Below are 20,792 nucleotides of genomic sequence, written 5' to 3' on the forward strand. Positions count from 1 at the left end.
CTCACATCTACTTTCTATCGAGGAGGGGTGTCGGACGCGGGGAGCGGCCCGCCTCCGTCTGGAATCTTGCGCCCGGAATCGCGGTATTGCACCGCGGCGTGAAATCCGTCGCGCTCGGCAAAATCCTTGAACCAGCGACCTTCCGGGGAGTGACGCGTGATTCCGTCGAACAGGGTTGCCAGCACCTGAGTGCCCTGCAGCCCCATATTGTCGTACGCCTGATTGATCATCATCTTCTGCATAGCCAACTGATTGAGCGGGACACCGGCAATGCGATCCGCCAACGCTTCCACTGCCGAGTCCAATTCATCGGCCGGCACCGCTTCGAGCGCCAATCCCCAATCGGCCGCGGTAACACCGTCAATAGTGTCGCCAGTCAACAACATTCGCTTGGCCCGCTGGGCTCCCAGTCGATACACCCACATCGCCGTCGTCGGGCAACCCCAGACGCGCGCAGGCGGGTATCCGATGCGGGCGTCGTCGGCCATGATCAGCATGTCGCAGGACAGCGCGATGTCGCTCCCGCCGGCGATTGCGTAACCCTGAACCTTGCAGATCGTCGGCTTGAGTGATCGCCAGAGCGTGAAGAAGTCGTCGGTATTCTGCTTCATCCCCCGAAAGTCCTTGATGGGGTCCCATACCGGGCCCTGGTTCCACTTTCCGTCGAGGTCTCCTTCAGCGAATTTCTTGAGGTCGTACCCGGCGCAAAACGCCTTGCCCGCACCTTGCAAGATGATCACGCGAACATCGTCGTCGTCGTTGGCTGCTGCCACCGCATTTCGAATGTCCGACGGCATCACGTCGTCGATCGCGTTGAGCCGATCGGGTCGGTTCAGCGTGATATACGCCTTACCGTCCGAGGTCTCGTACTTCAGGGTCGCAAAATCCGTCATCATCGGTCCTGTCGACAGAGCACACCTCGATCGGAACGAGTTGCGCTAGTTCTGGGTGAGGAGCAGGCGAACGACGCCTGCCCATTGACTGATCGAACGACGCGCAGAGGCGTCGCTCTTCTGCACTGCCCGGGACAGCGCCAAACCACGGAGCATCAGCACCGTCAGATCTGCAATCTGCGAATAGTTCTCGGAAGCAACAATTTCGGGACCGAAAGCGTCGTGGACAACTCTCTGCAGATCCCGCCCGGCGACGCGCTCCGATTCTCGGAGAACCTCTGCCAGACCCGGATCCGTCCGAGCTGCGGACCACAGTTCGAGTTCGGCTTGAAACGGTGGCCGAGTCAACGCCGAATACAAAGCGGAGATCGAGTTCTCGATCGTGTCCACCGTCGGATCCTGCCGAGACATCGCCGCCCTTACCGCCGCCTCGTTCCGCACGACGATGTTCGACACCAATGCCGCAGTCAACTCCTGCATGTTCGGAAAGTGGTGCAGCAGAGCGCCTCGACTGACCCCGGCAGCGGTTTGCACCGACTGCGTCGTCAACGACGAATACCCGTCCTCAATCAGTAAATCCGTTGCCGCGTCGAGAATTCGATGGCGTGTCGCTTCGCGCTGCACATCACGCAGAGTCACGGTCACACCTCCAGCTTCCCGAGTGGCATGGCTCACAGTTTCACAGTCCATTTAGACTGTCAATAGGTCTCGGCTCCGCGCGTACGCTCGGGGAACCCGACCCGCATACAGGATGGAGCTTCGCGTGGAGACCACTCCGCCGACCGTCTCACTGACGCTCGATGAACTTGCCTCACGCGCCGATTCCCTGATCACCGACAACCGCCGGCGGATACGCGGCATCACGGGAGCGCCGGGAGCCGGAAAATCGACGGCGTCACAGGCAATTGCTGCGAAACTGGGTTCTCGTTGCGCCATAGTCGAGATGGACGGTTTTCATCTTGCCAATCGGGAACTCGACAAGCTGAGCAGGCGCGAGCGCAAAGGCGCTCCGGACACCTTCGACGCCGGCGGATACGCGGCTCTGCTACGCCGACTCCAAGCCTCGGATGCCACCGTTTACACACCCGTCTTCGATCGCGAGATCGACGAATCAATCGGCAGCGCAACCGCCGTCGAACCACATACACCGTTGATCGTCACCGAAGGGAACTACCTCCTCCTCCCGACCGGTGGGTGGCCGGACGTGCGTGCGGCACTCGACGAGGTCTGGTATCTCGACGTTCCGGAGGCAACTCGCACGGAACGCTTGGTGAAACGCCACAGCCGCTTCGGAAAGAGTTCCGAAGCGGCTGCCGAGTGGGTGGAACGGGTGGATCAACCGAACGCCGACCTGATCAGGGCAGTCAGGTCACGCGCGGATCTGATCGTCGAGATCGTGCCTGCACTTTCTCCTCAACCAACTCACCATCCTGCATCACCCCGGAAATGACCGTCCGCAGGGATAAAGACACAGTTTACGCATGCTTTTTAATGACAATACATACGTTCGTATTTAATTCACGGTTGAGGATCATGTCAATTGTTCTCCACGTTGAACCTCGACAGTTGCGCAGCAAACAGATTCAGAACGTTTGCGGTGATCTGCTCGGTAAAGGGATCGTGATTGATCAGTCCGTTCACCCATTCGGCAGAACCAGCGTTGAACACCGTCCCGCGACCTCGGCTGTGACAGGTGACCATTCCCGATCCGTACTCGAGCTCCCGAAGATGTTCGGGTGGCTCACTCCCGTAAAAGCATTCGACGATTCCCCGCGCGGCCGCCAAGGGTGCACCGATCGGACTCGTTCCGTTCCACCTGTCCCGTGAACCGGCTACCGCTGGCGCCATCGCGATGATCTCCAAATCTTCGGGTGCACCGTCGACTCCGGTGGCGTACGGCCGACCCTTCCTGAACGTGTAATCCACACCGTCCATGGCAAAACCGGCAATACAGAGGGAGTTTCCGAAGTTGTCGCCGTAGTACAGATCGGTTCCGTTCAACGCCCAATGGTCAGGGCGATACACCGTGAACCCGCCGGAAGACCTGGGAGTTGTTGCGCCGTAACGACTGTAGGCGCCCGCCATGCCGGTCGATCCCATAGTCCATGCACCTGGCCGGTCGATCCTGGGCGAATCCCACGCAGTTGTCACCCGGGTCGGGTCGACCTCTCGCATCGGATCCTCGAAAGGGTCCCTGTAGCAGACCTGCGTCTCACCTTCGATGCGTATCTGCCACAGGAAATTCCCGCCGAATCGCGCCAAGCAACCTCCGCCTTCGACGAAGGCGTCGATACGGTCACGCATTTCCCACGACCAGCACTCGTCGTGGCCGACGACGACGGCGCATGAATACCCTTGCAGTACTGAAGGATCCTCGTGCAGGTCATGCTGGGTGACGTGGTGCACAAGAAAGGCTTGCTCTTCCGCCCACACCGTGAAGGGTCGCTCGTACGTGGCCCAGAACGCGTCAGCGTGGTGGCGCGAGTAGCCGTTCACCCAGGCCCACTCGTACGGCGGGTGACGCGGAATCCATCCAACTCCCGGCGTATCGGTATGGGTATTACGCGCTGCGCCTTCGGGTTTGCGCAACATACCTCGCGCAATGGGACGTTGCGTCGAGGAGATCGGTGTCGCCACGTCGCCGGAACCGTCCGGAACACCCCGGTATTGGTTTGCCCCACCCCAGTCGTTGTAGGCCAACATCGTGCTCGTCGTGTGAATGAGAACAAAGTCGGCGTGGTCGGCTTCACGCGCCTTGACTATGAAGAAACCCTCCCGTTCCACGACCACACCTTCATGGCGCATTCGGACCACGATCAAGTACATCCCCGACGCCCAGTTCGGGGCGACTGTGAAGGCAACGGATTCCGACCAATCGCAACCAACCGCATAGGCGTTGTCGGGCGTCGACTGCTGTTTTCCCGGTAGACCGAGGTACTTGACGATGCTCTGCGGACGCGCGCCGTCTCGCACCACTTCGAGGTCGTATTCGTCAGCGGTGGTGTGCACTCGAATGGAGACAGTCTCGCCGGCGAAGTACGAGAACTTGTCGGCGTAGACCCAGATCTCCGGCTCTCCCGGACTAATCCCCGGCCGTTCGACCAAACCACCGGGGACCGACCATGCGTATTCGCTCACGCCGAAGCCAATTCGATCGAGTGGGTACGAACCCGCAGACCACGAATATCGCTTACCGCGAATCCAATGACCAGAGGAGCTGCAAACCATCGATTTTGCACCGTCGCATACCTGGCGGGAATTGTGTTCACCCTTCGAAGGTCGGTGTGGTCGGTCATGAAGTGACTCCGTGCGTTATCGCGAATATGCGCTTGGACTTGGGTGAGGTGCCGGGGTCAACCCGAATTTCATTCGACGTTTACCTCCGCACCCACTGAGCGTGCCGAAACGTTTCAGCACTGTCAAGCGCTGCGGTGAAACGATTCGACGAGGCAGTCTTTCTAGACAAACGTCCACAAGGTGAGGCAACACCTGACGATTGGGCGTTACTCTTGAGTAGAAACCGACCAGCAAGTGAAGGACCGGCCCCGATGTCCACACCCAACTCCCCGACGCTTCGCGACGTAGCGGCGGCTGCGGGAGTCGCGGTATCGACGGTCTCCTACGCACTCAACGGCAAAGGTCGAGTTGATTCGGCGACCCGGGCCCGAGTTCAAGAGGTTGCCGACCGGCTGGGGTACCGAGCCAACCGCTCGGCACAGAGCCTCCGAACAGGCCGAACCTCCACCCTCGGGCTGATGCTCCCGGCACCGGACGAGTTGTCCTCGGCCGAATACCTCAACTTCGACTGGTACGGACGCGTAGCGGCCGCCGCCACGCAAGCCGCGTTCCGCGCCGATCACTCACTCCTACTGTTGCCGTCGATGAAAGACCCGAACGGACTGCGGCGCATCGAGATGGACGGTGTGATCGTCGTCGACCCGGTGATGCACGACCCACGGGTCGACATCTTGAAAAAACTTGGAATACCGTCTGTCGCAGTGGGTCCCGGCAATCCCGAGCAGTTCGGATGGAGCATTTCGCCGGATCTCGTCGCCACTACCGAAACGCTCTTGAACCACCTGACCGAACAGGGCGCAACGGATATCCTCGTCCTGCATCCTGGAATGGATTCGGCGTGGACTCGCGCAACGACCATCGCTTACCTCGAATGGTGCCGCACCCGCGGCGTGTCGCCCCGAGCCACCGACGAACTGCCGTCGTTCGAGGGCGTAAATTCCGTCGAACAACTCGTCTCCGCGGCATACGCGGCGACCCACAAAGCACTGTCATCCGAGAACCCACCTGACGCGATTCTCTCGGTCATCCTCGGCTGCGCCCCCGCCGCTGCTCGAGCGGCGCTCGATCTCGGCCTGTCAATTCCCGGAAGCATCTTGATCGCCCAGGACAGCGACGAGCCCGCTCTACTGATCTCCGATCCCCCGATCACCGCACTCGATTTCTTCCCCGAAGAACAAGCAGCGTCGGCGGTGGATGCACTTCTTGCACTGATCAACGGCGATGAACCCACTGCGCCGACCCACACGCGTAGCGAACTACGCATACGAGCAAGCACGGCACTTCGCTCACCCCATGAATTCACTCGGCACCGATAGACTGATTTCCGAAATATCGTCCGTCACACGCCGAGAGGAATCAAGCCATCGCGCACCGCTCCCGCGACCGCTTGGCCGGGTACCTCGCCACAGCATTCGCCTGTGTTCTCACTCTCCTCCTGTCTGTCAGCAGTGCGGCAGGTCTCGACCGAGAAGTCGCTCCCGTACGCATCGCCTACTCCGCAACCGCAGACACGTTCGGCGATCTGTATCTTCCAACCGGATCCGACGGCGACCTGCCGGTCGTTGTCCTGATCCACGGTGGCGGTTGGGCTCAGAAAAGCAATCTCGAATACGCGGGTGCGTGGGCAAAAACGTTGACCCCGTACGGAATTGCGGTCTGGAACATCGAATACAGGCGCGTAGGCGGCCAGGGCGGTTGGCCGACCACACTCTCCGATACCGTTGCGGCTACCAACGCCCTGGCCGGCGTTGTTCAGGAAAGAGCTTCCGGGCGACTGGATTTGAGCCGTGTACACATCGCCGGCTACTCCGCGGGCGGGCAACTTGCCGCCTGGGTCGCGTCGCGATCACAGCAGGGTGCAGACGCTCCGGAACCAGAGCTCACCGTGCCGGTTCGCTCGGCAACGATCATGGCCGGCGTCTTCGACATGACGCTCGCCGCAACCGCTGGCAAAGATCGATTTGTTCGAAATCTTCTGGGCGGCATGCCCGTCGACCATCCGGACCGTTATCGCATCGCATCACCGATCGAACACCTCCCCACCGACCTCCCGGTCACGGCGATCCACGGACTCGGCGACAAGGTCGTCTCGATCGAACAGAGCCGACGCTATACCCGTGCCGCCCGAGCAGCAGGCGATGCGGTCGATCTGATCGAACTACCCGGAGTCGGCCACGGCGACTTCGGGAACCCGACAACCAACGCCTGGGCTATCACCAAGCAAGCAATAATCGACCATGTAAACGCCTCTTGAGCAGGTAAAAGCACGCGCTGTGATCACGATCGCCCGATAAAGAATTAGCTGAAACCGCATCGATGACGTACGGTGGGGTAATCAGAGGGCAGCCGTCAGTCAGGCAGCCGGTCGCTTCGCCCGGAACAACGGTTCCAGTATTCGTTCCAGGGGCAGACTTCCAGTTCGGTGCAAATCCGCGCCTTTGATCACTACGCACTTTCATCAGTCCCGCAGATTGTTGACCAGGCCGAAGGCTCCGACGGAGTCCGCCGCCAATCGCGTACCGACTGCACCAGTATCAACATGCGCTACACACCGCACAGGTCCAAAACCTGCGTGGTTCAAAGGAATACCTTGATCAACACCATGATTCACCCCGACAACACGAACAACCAGACGAACAGCAACTCGACAAACGGTCTACGGATCCCGACAACTTCGGGCCGGATCCGCGAGCGCGGGATCGAAATCGTCTGCACCCTCTACCGTTGCAGCTCCGACGAAGCTGCCGACCTGCTGGTCCGACATTCTCAGACCAACAACCTCAAGGTCACCAGCCTGATCAAGGCGCTTGTCGCCCTGATCGACGAGGACACGTCCGGCACCGGCTATGGAAGCGATAACGCACTGGCGTCTCACTTCTGGCTGCGTGAGATCAGGAATCTCAGCCAGGCACACCGACGCAGCGATCACTTTCATCGCCATCTCGTCGGCGCGTAACCGGCCCTGAAGGACAGCTGAACGACAGCTGGGGCAGTACACGGAAATCGTGTACTGCCCCAGCTTTGTGTTTTCAGTTGACAGGCGGCCGGTCCTCGGCAGTCAGGCGGAAGCCGACCCTCGGCAGTCAGGCGGAAGCCGACCCTCGGCAGTCAGGCGGAAGCCGACCCTCGGCAGTCAGGCGGAAGCCGATTCCTTGTTCAGGCCCTGCTGAGCACCGTCGGTATCGGTCGCCTCGTCCACGTGCTGCGGAGCGAAGAGCAGGCAGACGATGCTCAGGATGCACATGCCGATCAGCAGTGCGATGACCGGCCAGATGCTGCCGGTTGCCTTGTACATCAGCGTCGACACCAGCGGTGACAAGCCGCCGAAGATAGCGCCGGCACCCTGGTACGCCAACGAGATGCTCGTATAGCGCGCCTGCGGCTTGAACATCTGCGACAGAACAGCGGCGATCGGACCGTACGTGGCAGCCAGCACCAGTCGCATGACGGCGAAGGTCAAGAAGATCAGGAACACTGATCCGGATTTCAGCACCAGGAACTGCGGTGCTGCGAGTATTGCGACCGCGGCAAGACCCCAGATGACGACTCGGACGCGTCCCACCTTGTCGCCGAGCCACGCCACTCCGAGAGTCGCGATCAACTCGACCACTGCCGCGACACTGAGCGCGTTGAGAATCAACGTCTCGGACAACCCGACATCGGGGTCGGTTGCGTACGCCGTGATGAAGGTCGTCACGAGGTAGTAGCCGCCGACTGCGACGGGCAGAATGCCGATGCCCAGGATGATCGGGCGCCAGTTGGTCACCAACGCGTACTTGAGCGGCAGCATTTCCGGTACGTCCGCGGACTTCACCTCGGACTCGAAAACCGGGGACTCTTCGACCTTCAGGCGAACGACCAAGCCGACGAGAATCAACAGCGCCGAGCAGAGGAAGGGCAGACGCCACGCCCACTCGCGCAGAGCGTCGTCGCCGAAGGTGGAGAGAATGCTGAAGAAACCGGTGGCCAGAAGCGCGCCGGCCGGGTTGCCCAGCTGGGCGAATCCGCCGTAGAAGGTCTTCTTGTCCTCGGGAGCATGCTCGACGGCCATCAAGACGGCACCGCCCCATTCGCCGCCGACGGCAAAGCCCTGGACGAAGCGAAGAACAACCAGGAGCAACGGCGCCCAGAACCCGATCGACGCGTAGGTGGGCAACATGCCGATGAGGAAGGTGCCTGCGCCCATCAGCGTCAAAGTCACGACAAGGGCGGTGCGCCTGCCCATCTTGTCACCGACATGGCCGAACACGATTCCGCCGAGCGGGCGAGCGAAGAAGCCGACGGCGTACGTCGCGAACGCCGCCGCAACACCGGTCAGGCGGTCGGTTCCGGGTGGAAAGAAGATGTCACCGAACACCAGCGCGGCTGCCGTGGCATATACGTAGAAGTCGTACCACTCGATAGTTGTACCGACGAAGGCTGCAAATCCCGCCTTGCGGGCCTTCACGATCTGTTGCTCTCGGTTCATTACTTTTCCTCGGTGGTCGAAGTGCTCGACAATAGGTGGTTATGACCTGAATGTGCGAGTTCGCCGTCGATCCAGGTCTCGCGGACATCGATCTGCGCAATCGCGTCGGCCGGAACCTCGAGGGGATCCGCGCCCAGAATCACGAAGTCGGCCCGCTTGCCGACCGAGATGCTGCCCAGTTCTGCTTCACGGCCCAGCGCACGCGCACCGTTGAGGGTGTGAGCCTGCAGTGCCTGGTCGGCGGTGATGCGGAGTGCATCGGAGCCGAGCTGATGGCCCTGACGCGTCACACGGGTGACAGCAGCCTGAATCGCTTCGAGCGGCTTGGGCTCGGCCACTGGGGCGTCTGAGCTGATGGTCACGGGAACCTCGGCAGCGATGAACTCGCCGAGCGGGTTGAACCGCTCACCCGGAGTCCCGATCGCAGCGGTGACGCCCTCGCCCCAGTTGTAGTAGTGCTGCGGCTGGTTCACCGGGTAGACACCGGCCAGGTTCATCCGGGCGATCTGCTCGGCCGTCGGGAGTCCGCAATGCTCGATGCGGTGACGCGCGTCGGCGTCGGGGTGAGCCTTCTGCGCAGCTTCGATGGCATCGAGCACCATGTCGATGGCCGTCGGCGACTGAGCGTGCGTGGCGGTCTGCAGACCCACCGAGTGTGCCTTGGCAATCAGCTCCGAGTAGTCCGCCGGCTCGTGGTAGAGCTGCCCGGTGCGGCACGGGTCGCCCACGTATCCGTCGGGGAAGTACGCGGTCCAGCCACCGAGAGTGCCGTCGGCATAGAACTTGATGCCGCCGAACGCGAGCTTGGAATTGCCGAAGGCGCCGTGCATTCCCGTGTCGATGACGTGATCGAGGAGGTGGCTGAGCATGTACATGGAGACGCGGGTCTTGAGCTGATCCTGCTCGGCCAGACGCAGGTACATGTCGAATTCACGACGGGTCACCTGGCAGTCACCGATGGTGGTGACGCCGCCGGCCAGGAACTTGTCCTGAGCGACCGACAGCTGGCGAAGGTGCTCGTCGGGCTCGTCCTCGAGATGGAAGTTGGGTCCGTGATGACCGACCTTCACTCCGTTGACGCCGGTGAGGATGTTGCACGCGGCGTCGGACAGCTCGCCCGTCAGCTCGCCGTCCGAATCTCGGAAGAACTCTCCACCGGCCGGGTTCTCGGTGCTCGCATCGATGCCGTGCTTGTCGAAAGTGAAGGAGTTGACGACGCCACCGTGACCGCTCGCGTTCATGAGGTAGACCTCGCGATCGGTGGCGACCTGATCGAGCTCTTCCTTGAGCGGATGACGCCCTTCGATCAGGTTGCGGTGCTCGTAGCCGTATCCGCGAATCGGGACACCCGCAGGTGCTGTGAGTGCCGCTTCCTGAAGCAGCGCAATGATTCCGGGGATCGAGTGAGCCTTCTCCGGACCGCAGTCCACCCAGCTGAGCATCTGCCCGTACATGAGCGGGTGTGCGTGCGGATCGACGAAGCCGGGGACGACGGTGGCGCCGTCGAGTTCGACCACCGCGATTGTGCGAGTGCTCAGGCGACGCGCCTCGGTGCGGCATTCCTCGAGTGTCCCCACCGCTGCAAAGCGGTTTCCGAACACCAGGAACGCTTCGGCTCCCGCCGTGCTGTCGTCAACGGTGTGAATCTTGGCGCCGGTGAAGATCGTGGCGGTGGCGTCGAGCGGCGAGGCTTCGTGCGTGTGCAACTTGCGCATGGTGGTCCTTCGTCGAGATGGTGGTGCAGGTCACTGCGTATTGAGCGAAAACTACGCCCTGACCTGGAGCTATGCAATGCATCAAAGTTTCAGACCAGGCGGTATACAACTTTTTTGTAGTGGTTTTCGAGCATTTCTGCACTTATCCGCATCATTCATGGCCACATGCGACTGTTCTAATAGGAAGCGGGTACAGAAAAATCTCTGGAAAAGTTGGGACATCCATGACCGTCGATCTCGATTCCAAGCTCATTGCCGCACTTCAGCGCAATGGGCGAGCGACGTACCGCGAACTGTCCGCGGCGGTCGACGCACCACGTGCAGCGGTGTCCACCAGAGTGCAGGCACTGCTCGACTCGGGAACGGTGTCCGTGGTTGCGGTCGCGCATCCCGAACTTCTCGGATTGAAGGCACTCGCACACGTCTCGATCGCCGTGTCCGGACCGATGACCCCCGTGCTGAACGCGTTGATCGAGTCCGAGGCCGCCGTCTACATCTCGGCAGTCAGCGGGCAGTACAACGTGATTGCGGAACTTCGGGTGCCCAGTCACGACGATCTGTATCGCGCCATCGCCGAACTACGCTCACAGCGAGGCGTTCGATCCGTGAGCACGCTGGTCTACGTCGACGTCATCAAGGGAATCTTCATGCCCGAGAGCGCTTTACAAGCCGACATTCGACTCGACTCGACGGATGTCGCGTTGATCGAACTACTCGAACGCAACGGGCGCATGCCATTTCTCGAGCTGGCCGAGCACACCGGTCTGTCGCCGAGTGCCGTACGCAACCGCGTCAATCACCTGATCGCGAGCACGGCACTTCGCGTCGGAGCCGTCGTAAAGCGGCGAGGCGGTGGCCGGACATTGGCGATGGGCATCGGCGTCAACCTGGGCTCACGGGACGACAACGCGGTGTCGGAGATCGAGTCGCTGCCCGGAATCGAGTTCCTCGCCCGAACCCTGGGGCGGTACGACGTGATCGCGACCGTTGCCGCCAACTCCTCCAACGACCTTCATTCCCTGTCCGAGCGGATCCGCGGGATCGACGGTGTCAGCGGCTTGGAATCCTGGGCACATCTCGAGGTGTTCAAGGAGCACTACGCCCGCAGCCTGGACGTACGGGGATAGCTGGCAAGTCCAGGTAGACCGCAAGTCATTGACCCACTTGGTCGAGCACGCTAGCCTCGGACAAGTCATTGACCCACTTACCCGAGGCGGCATACATGTCCGATTCCGGACGCAAGGTAGACACTGTCGCCGCGACGATCGAGGAGGCCATCGCCTCCGGACGATGGCCCGTCGGATCAAAACTCCCACCGGAGACCGCGCTGGTCGAGGAATTGGGAGTCGCCCGAAACACCATGCGCGAGGCGGTACGGGCGCTTGCACATGCCGGAGTTCTGTCCGTTCGCCACGGCGGCGGCGTGTACGTGACGGCGGCGTCGCCGGTCGAAGGACTACTCGGGCGCAGACTCGCCAGAGGCGACGTTCTCGACGTACTGAGCTTGCGACGCGGACTCGAGGTCGAAGCCGCACGGCTCGCAGCGCAGCGCCGCACCCCCGAAGACCTCGCACGGATCCACGCAGCATGGAACGCACACCCCGATCACGCCGGCAGCTCCGGTACGACCGAAGCCGGGATGGCCCTGCACCTTTCGATCGTCGAGGCGTCACACAATTCCGCCCTGATCGACGTCTATCGGGGAGTTCTTGCCGCCGTGTCGGATTCACTGTCCGCCGTGAGCATCGGTCCGGGATTCCACGTCGGCGAGCATCGACCCTTGATCGCAGCTATCGAGGAACGCAACCCCGACGAAGCAGCACGCGCGGCAGGCGCAGCGCTCGATACGGTCATCGACGCAATCGAGAGGAGCTTGTCATGACTCGGGGAAACTGGAACGGTGCAACGTATTCGACTCTTGCCGAACAACTCTCACCTGCATCACTGGAGGCACTGCGCTCGATCGGACACGTCAGCACGGTGTACGACGTCTGCGCCGGAACCGGAAACTTTGCGCTCCCGGCGGCCCAGTGCGGCATGACGGTCCACGCACTCGACCTCTCCGCCAGCCAGCTCGAGGCCGCGCGCGAACGCTGGATTCCCCGCCCCGGCATCACTGAACCCACCTTCACGATCGGCGATGCACAGTCCTTGCCGTGGCCGGATTCGAGCGCCGACGCCTGCGTCAGCATCTTCGGGATCATCTTCTGCCCCGATCCCGCGATCGCTCTCGCAGAAATGATGCGGGTGACCAGGCCAGACGGAAAGATCTGCGTCGCAACGTGGTCGGAGAACGGGTGGGCAGCAGCACTCCGCAGAGAAGCAGCCTCAGCATGGAACGGCATCACACCGCTGCCGACGACGTGGGCGAACTCCCGCGAATTCGAGAAGGCAGCAGCTGGATTGGAGTCGGTGAGCTCGTCCTCTCATGTGCTCGAATGGCAACTACCAGCCGGGTCGGATCCCATCGAGGAACTGTGCGACCAGGCACCGGCATTGAAGAATTTTCGCGAGGCAGTCAGAGAAACAGGCAGCTGGGCTTCGATGTCCGCTCACCTGCACTCGACGCTTGCGCCCTATCTCAGGTCGAGCGCAACCGGACCCGTCGCCACCAGTGAATACATCCTGCACGTCGGGACTGTCCCGAACCCTAGGACCGCACCCCTTCGAACGCGCGGGTAACCCGTGGGGCCGGATACGGTCTCTTCACCGTCCACCAACCCGAAGAGGCCCGCTCGATGTCCGAATCGAACTCCCTGTCTGAATCGAAGCCGCTGCCTGAAACGAAGCAAGCGTCGAAACACACCTTGTCCATGACCGTCCTCATGACGCCGGACATGTCCAACTTCTCGGGCAACGTGCACGGCGGAACGATTTTGAAGTTCCTCGACCAGGTTGCCTACGCGTGCGCGAGTCGATACGCCCAGACGTACGTCGTGACCCTGTCCGTCGATCGTGTGGTGTTCCGCGAGCCGGTGCACGTCGGTGAACTTGTCACCTTCACCGCTTCCGTCAATTACACCGGGCGCACGTCGATGGAAATCGGAATACGCGTCGAAACCGAAGATATTCTTCTCGGAAAATCTCGACATACCAACAGTTGTTACTTCACGATGGTGGCAATGGGCAGCGACGGAAAACCCGCTGAGGTGCCCCAACTCCGACCGACCGGAACAATCGCGAGGCAACGGTTCGAGGCCGGGCGTCGGCGCCGTGAGCTGCGAAGGGAGAACGAGCTTCGGGAACAGTCCATCCGGGCCGCAGTTCGGGACCTAACGCCCGAACACGATGACTGAATATTGCAAGCATTTAAGTTATAACCTTATGCATTAAACTGACCGGCGTGACTTCGAGAGCGCAGGACAAATATGACGTCGTGATTGTCGGCGCGAGCATTGCCGGATGCGCCGCCGCAATCATGTACGCCCAGCAAGGTCTGCGAATAGCGCTTCTCGACGCTCGCTCCGACGCCCGGGCCCACAAGGTCCTGTGCACTCACCATCTACAACCGTGCGGCGCCCCGATCCTGCAAAGGCTCGGCGCCACGGAAAAACTGCTCGCCCTGGGAATGGTGGAAACCGTTCCGAAGTTCTGGACTCCGTGGGGATGGATCACCCCTGACGCCACCGACGACTCGTCGCCACCGGGATTCAACGTCCGGAGGGAGACGCTCGACCCGCTCCTGCGGCAACTCGCGAACGACTACCCGAACGTCGACCTTCTTCTCGGACATCGCGTTTCCGGGTTGCTGACCAAGAACGGCACCACGGCCGGTGTGTACGGAACCGCGCAGGGCTCGGCATTCACTCTCGAAGCGAACTTGACCGTCGGAGCGGACGGCAAGGATTCGACAGTCGCACGATCCGCGCGATGCGACTCGGAGACCGTGACAAACGGTCGCTTCAGCTACTTCGCCCAACTCTCCGGACTCGAACGACCCGACGGAGAATCTTCACTGTCGTGGTTCATGGATCCCGACGTCGCCTATCTGCTCCCCAACGACGGCGGAATCAGCGTGCTGGTCATCTTCCCCGCCCTCGACAAGCTCGGTTCGTTCACTGACGACCTGTCTACCGCTTTCCTCGAATACGCCAACGCATTACCCGGCGCTCCGCCGATTCGTCGCGAGCACATCGTGGGGAAGATCGTTGGTACCAAACACTTCTCCACAACCCTCACCGAACCGGTTGGTAACGGGTTCGCACTCATCGGCGACGCCGCGGCGACCAACGACCCGTTGTGGGGCATCGGCTGCTCGTGGGCACTCGAGACCGCGCAGATGCTGGTCGACGCAACGGCGCGAATGCTGGTGGAGACGCCGGCACACACACTCGATTCACATCGCAACGTGAATGCTGCACTGACCGAATACCGCAGTGCCAGAGCGAGTATGACGAGTCACATCGACTACATGAGTGGTTACGCTGGTGGGCGAAAGTTCACCGTGTTCGAACGTCTGCTCATCTCCGCGGCCACCCATGACCAAGGCGAAGCCCAAAGGTTCTACCTGTTCGGTTCCCGGTTGATACCTGCCGAGCAGTATCTCTCGGCTCGCTCGGTCGCTCGGGCAGCACAAAAACATCTCAGGCACCGTCTGCGTCGTAGATCTGTGGCCGGGACGTAATCTGCCAAGCGTTTTTTCGGCGCCGGCAATGGGGAACCCTCCGATCGCAACCGAGCCGGAGGAGCGACCATGCGTGCACACATCGCCATTCCGAGTGAATCGACTTGTCACAGGTACGTAGTCGCTGTCGCCAGCTCCACCTTCGCCGAATCGGTGATCTGGTGCGACGGTCCCGCGTTCGACGCGGTGATCGTGTTGGGTAGCGAAATTCCGCAGCACAGCGGCCACCGAGCGGTACTCGCCTGGAATCACTACTTCGGGTGGGCTCTCGGTGTGGAAACCACACCGGATACGTCGTTCGCCGTTGTCGAATGCCTCGGTATCGGGAGAATGCCGGATCCCGAACTGTGCGCCGACCGCGCCGTCGAGTTGATTGCACAGGCGGGTAGTTAAGGAACTCGTCGCGCGGCGCTCAGTCCAGCGGGCATAAGATCGAGCGCGAGTTTCGCACGCCCGACGAAAGAGAGCCTGACATGGACCCGCTGAGCAGGCCTGCCGGTCAGTTGGCTCTCGAGAACGAACCGGACGGCAGGGCGACCTTGCGGGCGCGTCAGACACCCCGCAGTGAGCGTCGCAAGATCGGGAAAGGCCTGCGCAAGCGAGTGGCACGATCGTCGCTCGGTGATTGGACGCCACCACTCAACCGACGTGACCCGGTCGATCAGGTCAACACCGCACACGAGGGAAGACTCGACTGGTTGGTCCCGCTTCGTGTGGGACGCATGGTCGCTTCACCGTACGGATTCCTGCGCGGTACTGCCGGTTTGATGGCCGAAGACATGGCGCAGCTCCCGTCCACCGGCATCACTCCCGTCATCTGCGGAGATGCACACGTCGGAAACTTCGGGTTCTACGGATCCCCGGAACGCGAACTTGTCATAGACCTCAACGATTTCGACGAAGCACACCCAGGCCCCTGGGAATGGGATCTGAGAAGGCTGGCTGCGAGCATCTGGGTGGCCGGTCGGCAGAACGGCCTCACCGAAGCTCAGTGTGAAACAGCAACGACCTCGTGTGTGTCCGCGTATCGCCTCCACCTGGCAAAGCTCTCCGAGCGTCCACTGTTCGATCGTTCCTTCGACCGGGTCGATCTAGACGGACTCACCGATCACGTCACCGATCCCGGATTGCTGGCCGAGATCCGCCGCGCCGCGGAGCGGGCACGACGGCGTACAAGCGATCACGCGGTCCCCAGGTTCACCGTCGAGGATCACGGCCGACGCCAGCTACTCGAGAACCCCCCGCTCACAACACGACTCACCCCGCAGGACACCGACTTCCTCCTGGAGGGTCTCGACGAGTATCTCGAAACCCTTGCACCACACTGGCGTCGAGTTGTCTCGGGTTACAACGTCATCGACGTGGCGCACCGAGTCGTCGGAGTCGGAAGCGTCGCCCTGCGAGCCTATGTCGCTCTGTGCGAAGGGAGCATCCCGGACGACGTCATCTTCTTGCAGCTCAAACAGGCTCGCAGATCCGTAGTTGCGCCCTTTGTCCACGGCGACTCGGCCTGGCACGACCACCAAGGACGACGCGTCGCGGAATACCAGCAAGCACTCCAGACGGTCAGCGATCCACTGCTCGGTTGGTGTACCGTCGACGACCGCCAGTACTACGTCCGTCAGTTCCGGAACATGAAAGGTTCTGTGGACCTGAACAATATCGACGCAGCAGCGTTGACCGACTATGTCGCGATCTGCGGTCGCCTCCTGGCGAAGGGGCACGCCCGCACCAGTGGCGCGTCACTGATTTCCGGTTACCTGGGAACCTCGGATGCGGTCGATACCGCCCTCACCCGATTTGCTCGGCTCTACGCCGATCAGACCGAACGTGACCATGACGCCTTGTCCCGAGCGGTATCTGCCGGCACGATCGCCGCGGAGCCGGGAATCTGATCCCTCACGCCGCGACGATCCTGCCCTGCTCGAATTTCACTCCACCCCAGATTCCGGTCTGGCCAGTGGCAGAGGCGAATTCACGACATGAATCCGCAATCGGGCACCTGCTGCACACGTCGGTCGCGTAGGCGTATCCCTCGGACGGAAAAGGAAACCAGCGGTCCGGCTCGGGGTCCCCTCTGCATTCCGCCTGACACCAGACCCGGTCGTCCGAAATCGGCAGAAGCTCAGCCAGATTCGAGATCACGTCTGCGTACATCACTTACTCCCTTCGACCGTCACGTCCGACTCAATTCACGCCAGATCTTCTGCTGCACTTTCTCGATGCGCCGAGGTGCCTTTGGTTCCCACAGCAGCCGCATACCAGCCTCAGCCGGTGTGCGATCCGCCTTGCGCTGATTACAGGAACTGCAGCACGCCACCAGATTTCCCCACGTGTTCGGGCCGTTACGGCTTCGTGGCTGGACGTGGTCGATGGTTGTCGCCCGGGCGGCGCAGTACGCACATTGACGACCGTCCCGGTCGAAAACACCGGCAAAAGTGGCCCGACTGGAATCGGTGACCGTCACCCGGTGAGCAACGTACACGTACTCGGCGAGCAGAATCGTCCGAGGCAGTGGGATCTCGATGTGCTTGGAGCGCACCGGAAATATCGGGATCACGTCTTCGGTGGACTGCGCGGAACCGGTGGCGATCAGGACGACCGCCCGATCGGCGCTCACTTCACCGAGGTATTCGTACGTGGCGTTGAGTACGTGGACGGACCGGTTCATCCAACTGTGAGAGGCGGCGGCGGGTGCGCGGTTCGGGTTCCGCATGAGAATTCTCAGTTCGTGTCGAGGAGTGAAACTCCTGGACACGACGGCGGGTCAGGAGCAAGTGCAGGAAATGGGGAACGGCATGTATTCAGCGCCACTCTGTTCCCCGAATGCGGGATGGGAAATGCCGCGGGGTGAGTGCCCACGCAGGTGCAACGCGTGCTTCCAGTCGCGCATGCCTGTCCCCTTCCACTCTTGTTCTCTTCACCGGCGATTGCCGGCGCTCATCATCACACGGAAGGCATCCTCAGCGATATCGATTTATCAGGCCGGAAGAGCCGTCCTGGAAATACCGCGGTTTGACGCCGGAACACGCGGCTTGATCGAATGAGCCATGACTTCGTCGTACATCGACCTTCGCTCGGACACCGTCACCAAGCCTGACGCGGAGATGCGGAAGGCGATGGCCGACGCAGAGGTCGGTGACGACGTCCTCGATCACGACCCGACCATGGCGGCGCTCGAGGAAGAAGTGGCGCACACTCTGGGGTTCACAGCCGCACTGTGGGTGCCGAGCGGATCGATGGGCAACCTGATTGCGCTGATGCTGCACCTTCGCCGCGGCGATCAGTTCCTGGCACCGGAGCACTCTCACGTCCTGGGTTCCGAATTGGGCACCGCCGCCTGGCTCGCCCAGGGAATGCCGATGGCCTTGCCGCACGACGGCGGACCCGGGCGTCCCAGCCCCGAGACCGTCGTGAAGGCGGCAGGCTCCCCCGGCCCGTATTTCACGTTGAACACCACGCTGCTCTGTCTCGAAAACACTCACAACTTCGCCGGCGGCGCCGTCATGAATCCGACCGAGTGGACGACACTGGTCGACGCGGCGCGATCACGCGGCTTGAAGATTCACCTCGACGGCGCCCGTCTCTGGAATGCCGCTGCTGCACTCGATGTTTCGCCCACCGAATTGACTTCCGGTGCCGATACCGTTCAGGTGTGCCTGAGCAAGGGACTCGGTGCGCCCGTCGGCTCGATACTCGCCGCATCACCCGAATTGATCACCGAAGCCCGAAGGATCCGCAAGATGCTCGGCGGCGGTGTTCGCCAGGGCGGAGTGCTGGCCGCAGCCGGCATCGTCGCGCTGCGCTCACAAGCTCGCCTCTCCGACGATCACGACAACGCGCAGCGCCTCGCGTCGGGGCTTCGTGAACGCGGTTGGGCTGTCGACGAACCCGCCACCAACATCGTTCTCGCCGCCACACCCGATCCGTCGGCCACCGTTGCACAGCTCGCCGCTGTCGACGTCGGCGCGGTCACTGTTGCCGGGAAGGTTCGGTTCGTGACACATCGCGACGTGAGCACTGCCGACATCGACGCGGTTCTGTCCAGAGTAACCTTCTGAGCTACGCCACCAGGGGTTGAACCTCCTGCGCGACAAAGTGAATGAACTCGCGGACATCCGGCTCGTCAACAGTCGGTTGTAGTACCACGGTGGTTGCACCTGCTGCCACCCATCGCCGTGCTGCTGCCGCGACTTCGGCCGCGGTGCCCGCGGCAATCGCATCCTCCGGCGACTCGCTACCGGACGCTGCGGCCTCGGCAAGGGCGCGCTCGCGACCGCCGGAACCGAAAGCGCAGATGACGTAAACGACAACCTCGTGATCCGACGCCCCGATGTGAGCGATCGCCCGACGCACGCCGTCCGGGGTCGTCCCACCCGAGAGCACAGTGCCCTGCGCCAACTCGCCACTGAGCGCCAAAGTCTTTGGCCCCGTGGCGCCGACGAGCAACTGCGGCACCTTTTCCGGTGGCCACGCCAGCGTGACGTCCGTGAGATTCACGTATCGACCGGACACCGTCACCGACTCACCGCGCAGTAGCTGCTCGACTGCTCCGAACTGCTCCCGCAGGAGAGTCAACGGCGATTCGGCTTTGGCACCGATCTGCCGCATCCAACTCTGAACGCCGTGACCGAAGCCAACCCGCAGTCGATCCGGATGAACTCTGGCCAGCGCCGAAATCTCCATCGCCGTGATCGCGGTGTTGCGCATCGGGGTCGGCAGCACGCCGATCGCTACTCCCAGACGCTCACTTGCAGCCAATACAGCTGCAGCAGTGGCTATTCCTCCGCCGAAGAAGCAGTCTTCCCACAACCAGACCTCACCGATACCGCACTCGTCGGCATACCTCGCATGGCTGACCAGGTCCTCCGGGGGCTGTTCCGGGCGCAGGACGACAGCAATCCGTGCGGTACTCATGCCGTCACCAGAAAAGCGGCGATCTCGTCGGCTGTTCGCCGGCCCTGTTCACGGCCGAGTTCAGCTGCCGGGCGCCTGGTTGTCGGCGAGAGCGAGTTCGTTCCGATCGCTTCCACGACGGCGTCGTCGGCGAAGACCGGCAGTACGCGCGCGGGCGCCAACACATCGATTTCCTCTCGTAGACTGCCGCCCAGCAGATTCGGGGCAGGGTCTGCCGCGGGTGAAAGAACCACGACTACATCGCAGTCGGCAGCCAGATGAACATTCGAGCCACTCGCCATTCCGCCGTCCATGTACCGGTGACCGTCGATCGTGACTACCGGCCACACCCCGGGGACAGCGCAACTCGCTCCGACTGCGTCGATCAGGTCGACGCCGGAAGCATTGCCGAACACCCTCAACTCACCGGTCTGCGCGTTGATCGCCGGGATGCGCAACTCCCGGTCGGGCCACAACCGATTGGGCAGCCGCGCCTCGATGACCGCACGACGCACGGCGGGTTCGACGGTATCGGCTCTCATCGCTGCCTCGCCGAGCAAACGGAGCTGCTCGGCCCGGTCCTGCGATCCTGCGATCGCGTCGACGAACATCTGACCGAGTACCTCGACATCGACCTTCGGATCGATCTCGCCGGTCGCCTCCGCTGTTTGTGCGTCGAAAAGTTCTTGCAGTGTTGCACCGCCCGCAATCTGAGCGCTCACCGTGGAACCTGCGGACGTGCCGATCAACACGTCCGCCGTCAGCAGCGATGCTGCAGTGTCAGGCGATTTGTCCTGAACGCCCAACAGGAAACCGGTTTCCCAGGCGATTCCCGCAACGCCGCCGCCGGCAAGTACCAACCCCAATTTCACGCCGTCCACCTCTCGTCGATCGTGATC

At 61.9% G+C, this 20,792-nt stretch carries 21 protein-coding genes; 12 read left to right on the forward strand and 9 right to left on the reverse strand.

Translation table 11 applies throughout. The features are described from left to right. Positions 1 to 14: 14 nt before the first annotated feature. Together ACFT1A_RS14320 and ACFT1A_RS14325 are read right to left on the reverse strand one after the other, a co-directional pair. Positions 15 to 893, reverse strand: a complete 879-nt coding sequence (locus tag ACFT1A_RS14320) for a crotonase/enoyl-CoA hydratase family protein (protein ID WP_378447526.1) — start codon at positions 891 to 893, stop codon at positions 15 to 17. Positions 894 to 938: 45 nt separating this feature from the next. Beyond that, complete coding sequence (locus tag ACFT1A_RS14325; protein ID WP_378447527.1) at positions 939 to 1,532, reverse strand: TetR/AcrR family transcriptional regulator; 594 nt, start codon at positions 1,530 to 1,532, stop codon at positions 939 to 941. Positions 1,533 to 1,656: 124 nt separating this feature from the next. Here ACFT1A_RS14325 and ACFT1A_RS14330 point away from each other — a divergent pair, with 124 nt between their 5' ends. Beyond that, entirely contained in the window at positions 1,657 to 2,343 is a 687-nt protein-coding gene (locus ACFT1A_RS14330; RefSeq protein ID WP_378447528.1) for a nucleoside/nucleotide kinase family protein, read from the forward strand. An 86-nt stretch (positions 2,344 to 2,429) separates the two neighbouring features. Here the strand turns inward: ACFT1A_RS14330 and ACFT1A_RS14335 are convergent, their stop codons facing one another. Then, on the reverse strand, positions 2,430 to 4,031 hold the full coding sequence (locus ACFT1A_RS14335) for a N,N-dimethylformamidase beta subunit family domain-containing protein (protein WP_378447529.1): 1,602 nt from the start codon (positions 4,029 to 4,031) through the stop codon (positions 2,430 to 2,432). Positions 4,032 to 4,441: 410 nt separating this feature from the next. Here ACFT1A_RS14335 and ACFT1A_RS14340 point away from each other — a divergent pair, with 410 nt between their 5' ends. The 3 genes from ACFT1A_RS14340 to ACFT1A_RS14350 all read left to right on the forward strand — a co-directional run bounded on the left by ACFT1A_RS14340 (position 4,442) and on the right by ACFT1A_RS14350 (position 7,146). Further along, complete coding sequence (locus tag ACFT1A_RS14340) at positions 4,442 to 5,506, forward strand: LacI family DNA-binding transcriptional regulator (RefSeq protein WP_378447530.1); 1,065 nt, start codon at positions 4,442 to 4,444, stop codon at positions 5,504 to 5,506. A 71-nt stretch (positions 5,507 to 5,577) separates the two neighbouring features. Then, positions 5,578 to 6,444 carry an alpha/beta hydrolase family protein gene (locus ACFT1A_RS14345; protein ID WP_378447531.1) on the forward strand — a complete coding sequence of 289 codons (867 nt, stop codon included), beginning with the start codon at positions 5,578 to 5,580 and terminating at the stop codon, positions 6,442 to 6,444. Positions 6,445 to 6,612: 168 nt separating this feature from the next. Next, positions 6,613 to 7,146 (forward strand): hypothetical protein, encoded by a 534-nt coding sequence (locus tag ACFT1A_RS14350; protein ID WP_378447532.1) that lies wholly within the window; start codon positions 6,613 to 6,615, stop codon positions 7,144 to 7,146. Between the two features lie 177 nt (positions 7,147 to 7,323). Here the strand turns inward: ACFT1A_RS14350 and ACFT1A_RS14355 are convergent, their stop codons facing one another. Both ACFT1A_RS14355 and ACFT1A_RS14360 read right to left on the reverse strand, forming a co-directional pair. Beyond that, positions 7,324 to 8,658, reverse strand: a complete 1,335-nt coding sequence (locus ACFT1A_RS14355) for an MFS transporter (RefSeq protein WP_378447533.1) — start codon at positions 8,656 to 8,658, stop codon at positions 7,324 to 7,326. Further along, positions 8,658 to 10,373 (reverse strand): amidohydrolase, encoded by a 1,716-nt coding sequence (locus ACFT1A_RS14360; RefSeq protein ID WP_378447534.1) that lies wholly within the window; start codon positions 10,371 to 10,373, stop codon positions 8,658 to 8,660. Before ACFT1A_RS14360 ends, ACFT1A_RS14355 begins: the two co-directional genes overlap by 1 nt. A gap of 224 nt (positions 10,374 to 10,597) precedes the next feature. Between ACFT1A_RS14360 and ACFT1A_RS14365 the strand changes: the two genes are divergently transcribed. From ACFT1A_RS14365 to ACFT1A_RS14395, 7 genes are all read left to right on the forward strand, one after another. Further along, the gene (locus tag ACFT1A_RS14365; RefSeq protein ID WP_378447535.1) at positions 10,598 to 11,500 is read left to right on the forward strand and encodes an Lrp/AsnC family transcriptional regulator; all 903 of its coding nucleotides are present in this window, start codon (positions 10,598 to 10,600) and stop codon (positions 11,498 to 11,500) included. A 95-nt stretch (positions 11,501 to 11,595) separates the two neighbouring features. After that, positions 11,596 to 12,255, forward strand: coding sequence for a FadR/GntR family transcriptional regulator (locus tag ACFT1A_RS14370; protein ID WP_378447536.1), 660 nt, complete (start codon positions 11,596 to 11,598; stop codon positions 12,253 to 12,255). After that, positions 12,252 to 13,055, forward strand: a complete 804-nt coding sequence (locus ACFT1A_RS14375; protein WP_378447537.1) for a class I SAM-dependent methyltransferase — start codon at positions 12,252 to 12,254, stop codon at positions 13,053 to 13,055. Before ACFT1A_RS14370 ends, ACFT1A_RS14375 begins: the two co-directional genes overlap by 4 nt. Positions 13,056 to 13,186: 131 nt before the next feature. Continuing rightward, a complete protein-coding gene (locus ACFT1A_RS14380) occupies positions 13,187 to 13,669 on the forward strand; it encodes an acyl-CoA thioesterase (RefSeq protein WP_372472416.1) in 483 nt (160 codons plus the stop codon). Positions 13,670 to 13,716: 47 nt separating this feature from the next. Further along, entirely contained in the window at positions 13,717 to 14,997 is a 1,281-nt protein-coding gene (locus tag ACFT1A_RS14385; RefSeq protein WP_378447538.1) for an NAD(P)/FAD-dependent oxidoreductase, read from the forward strand. Between the two features lie 69 nt (positions 14,998 to 15,066). After that, positions 15,067 to 15,390: a DUF6292 family protein gene (locus ACFT1A_RS14390; RefSeq protein WP_283306201.1), complete on the forward strand. Its 324-nt coding sequence runs from the start codon at positions 15,067 to 15,069 to the stop codon at positions 15,388 to 15,390. 80 nt (positions 15,391 to 15,470) lie between these two features. Next, on the forward strand, positions 15,471 to 16,892 hold the full coding sequence (locus tag ACFT1A_RS14395; RefSeq protein WP_378447539.1) for a DUF2252 domain-containing protein: 1,422 nt from the start codon (positions 15,471 to 15,473) through the stop codon (positions 16,890 to 16,892). Positions 16,893 to 16,896: 4 nt separating this feature from the next. Here ACFT1A_RS14395 and ACFT1A_RS14400 read toward each other — a convergent pair whose 3' ends face one another. Both ACFT1A_RS14400 and ACFT1A_RS14405 read right to left on the reverse strand, forming a co-directional pair. Then, on the reverse strand, positions 16,897 to 17,154 hold the full coding sequence (locus ACFT1A_RS14400; protein WP_378447540.1) for a WhiB family transcriptional regulator: 258 nt from the start codon (positions 17,152 to 17,154) through the stop codon (positions 16,897 to 16,899). A 19-nt stretch (positions 17,155 to 17,173) separates the two neighbouring features. After that, a complete protein-coding gene (locus ACFT1A_RS14405; RefSeq protein ID WP_378447541.1) occupies positions 17,174 to 17,713 on the reverse strand; it encodes an HNH endonuclease in 540 nt (179 codons plus the stop codon). A gap of 334 nt (positions 17,714 to 18,047) precedes the next feature. Here ACFT1A_RS14405 and ACFT1A_RS14410 point away from each other — a divergent pair, with 334 nt between their 5' ends. Then, complete coding sequence (locus ACFT1A_RS14410; protein WP_378447542.1) at positions 18,048 to 19,058, forward strand: threonine aldolase family protein; 1,011 nt, start codon at positions 18,048 to 18,050, stop codon at positions 19,056 to 19,058. 1 nt (position 19,059) lies between these two features. Here ACFT1A_RS14410 and ACFT1A_RS14415 read toward each other — a convergent pair whose 3' ends face one another. Together ACFT1A_RS14415 and ACFT1A_RS14420 are read right to left on the reverse strand one after the other, a co-directional pair. After that, positions 19,060 to 19,914 carry an LLM class flavin-dependent oxidoreductase gene (locus ACFT1A_RS14415; protein WP_378447543.1) on the reverse strand — a complete coding sequence of 285 codons (855 nt, stop codon included), beginning with the start codon at positions 19,912 to 19,914 and terminating at the stop codon, positions 19,060 to 19,062. Then, positions 19,911 to 20,774, reverse strand: a complete 864-nt coding sequence (locus tag ACFT1A_RS14420) for a patatin-like phospholipase family protein (protein ID WP_378447544.1) — start codon at positions 20,772 to 20,774, stop codon at positions 19,911 to 19,913. The genes ACFT1A_RS14415 and ACFT1A_RS14420 overlap by 4 nt, the downstream gene beginning before the upstream one ends. Between the last annotated feature and the right edge of the window lie 18 nt (positions 20,775 to 20,792).

The organism is Rhodococcus sp. NPDC057135 (genome assembly GCF_042670865.1).
Taxonomy (GTDB): domain Bacteria; phylum Actinomycetota; class Actinomycetes; order Mycobacteriales; family Mycobacteriaceae; genus Rhodococcus_F.

Excerpts from the sequence above, each read along its gene's own strand:
- ACFT1A_RS14415 (WP_378447543.1), bottom strand. The coding sequence starts at position 19,914 with ATGAGTACCGCACGGATTGCTGTCGTCCTGCGCCCGGAACAGCCCCCG.
- ACFT1A_RS14400 (WP_378447540.1), bottom strand. The coding sequence starts at position 17,154 with ATGTACGCAGACGTGATCTCGAATCTGGCTGAGCTTCTGCCGATTTCG.
- ACFT1A_RS14410 (WP_378447542.1), top strand. The coding sequence starts at position 18,048 with ATGACTTCGTCGTACATCGACCTTCGCTCGGACACCGTCACCAAGCCT.
- ACFT1A_RS14320 (WP_378447526.1), bottom strand. The coding sequence starts at position 893 with ATGACGGATTTTGCGACCCTGAAGTACGAGACCTCGGACGGTAAGGCG.
- ACFT1A_RS14375 (WP_378447537.1), top strand. The coding sequence starts at position 12,252 with ATGACTCGGGGAAACTGGAACGGTGCAACGTATTCGACTCTTGCCGAA.
- ACFT1A_RS14360 (WP_378447534.1), bottom strand. The coding sequence starts at position 10,373 with ATGCGCAAGTTGCACACGCACGAAGCCTCGCCGCTCGACGCCACCGCC.
- ACFT1A_RS14370 (WP_378447536.1), top strand. The coding sequence starts at position 11,596 with ATGTCCGATTCCGGACGCAAGGTAGACACTGTCGCCGCGACGATCGAG.
- ACFT1A_RS14340 (WP_378447530.1), top strand. The coding sequence starts at position 4,442 with ATGTCCACACCCAACTCCCCGACGCTTCGCGACGTAGCGGCGGCTGCG.
- ACFT1A_RS14390 (WP_283306201.1), top strand. The coding sequence starts at position 15,067 with ATGCGTGCACACATCGCCATTCCGAGTGAATCGACTTGTCACAGGTAC.
- ACFT1A_RS14380 (WP_372472416.1), top strand. The coding sequence starts at position 13,187 with ATGACCGTCCTCATGACGCCGGACATGTCCAACTTCTCGGGCAACGTG.
- ACFT1A_RS14355 (WP_378447533.1), bottom strand. The coding sequence starts at position 8,658 with ATGAACCGAGAGCAACAGATCGTGAAGGCCCGCAAGGCGGGATTTGCA.
- ACFT1A_RS14405 (WP_378447541.1), bottom strand. The coding sequence starts at position 17,713 with ATGCGGAACCCGAACCGCGCACCCGCCGCCGCCTCTCACAGTTGGATG.
- ACFT1A_RS14395 (WP_378447539.1), top strand. The coding sequence starts at position 15,471 with ATGGACCCGCTGAGCAGGCCTGCCGGTCAGTTGGCTCTCGAGAACGAA.
- ACFT1A_RS14365 (WP_378447535.1), top strand. The coding sequence starts at position 10,598 with ATGACCGTCGATCTCGATTCCAAGCTCATTGCCGCACTTCAGCGCAAT.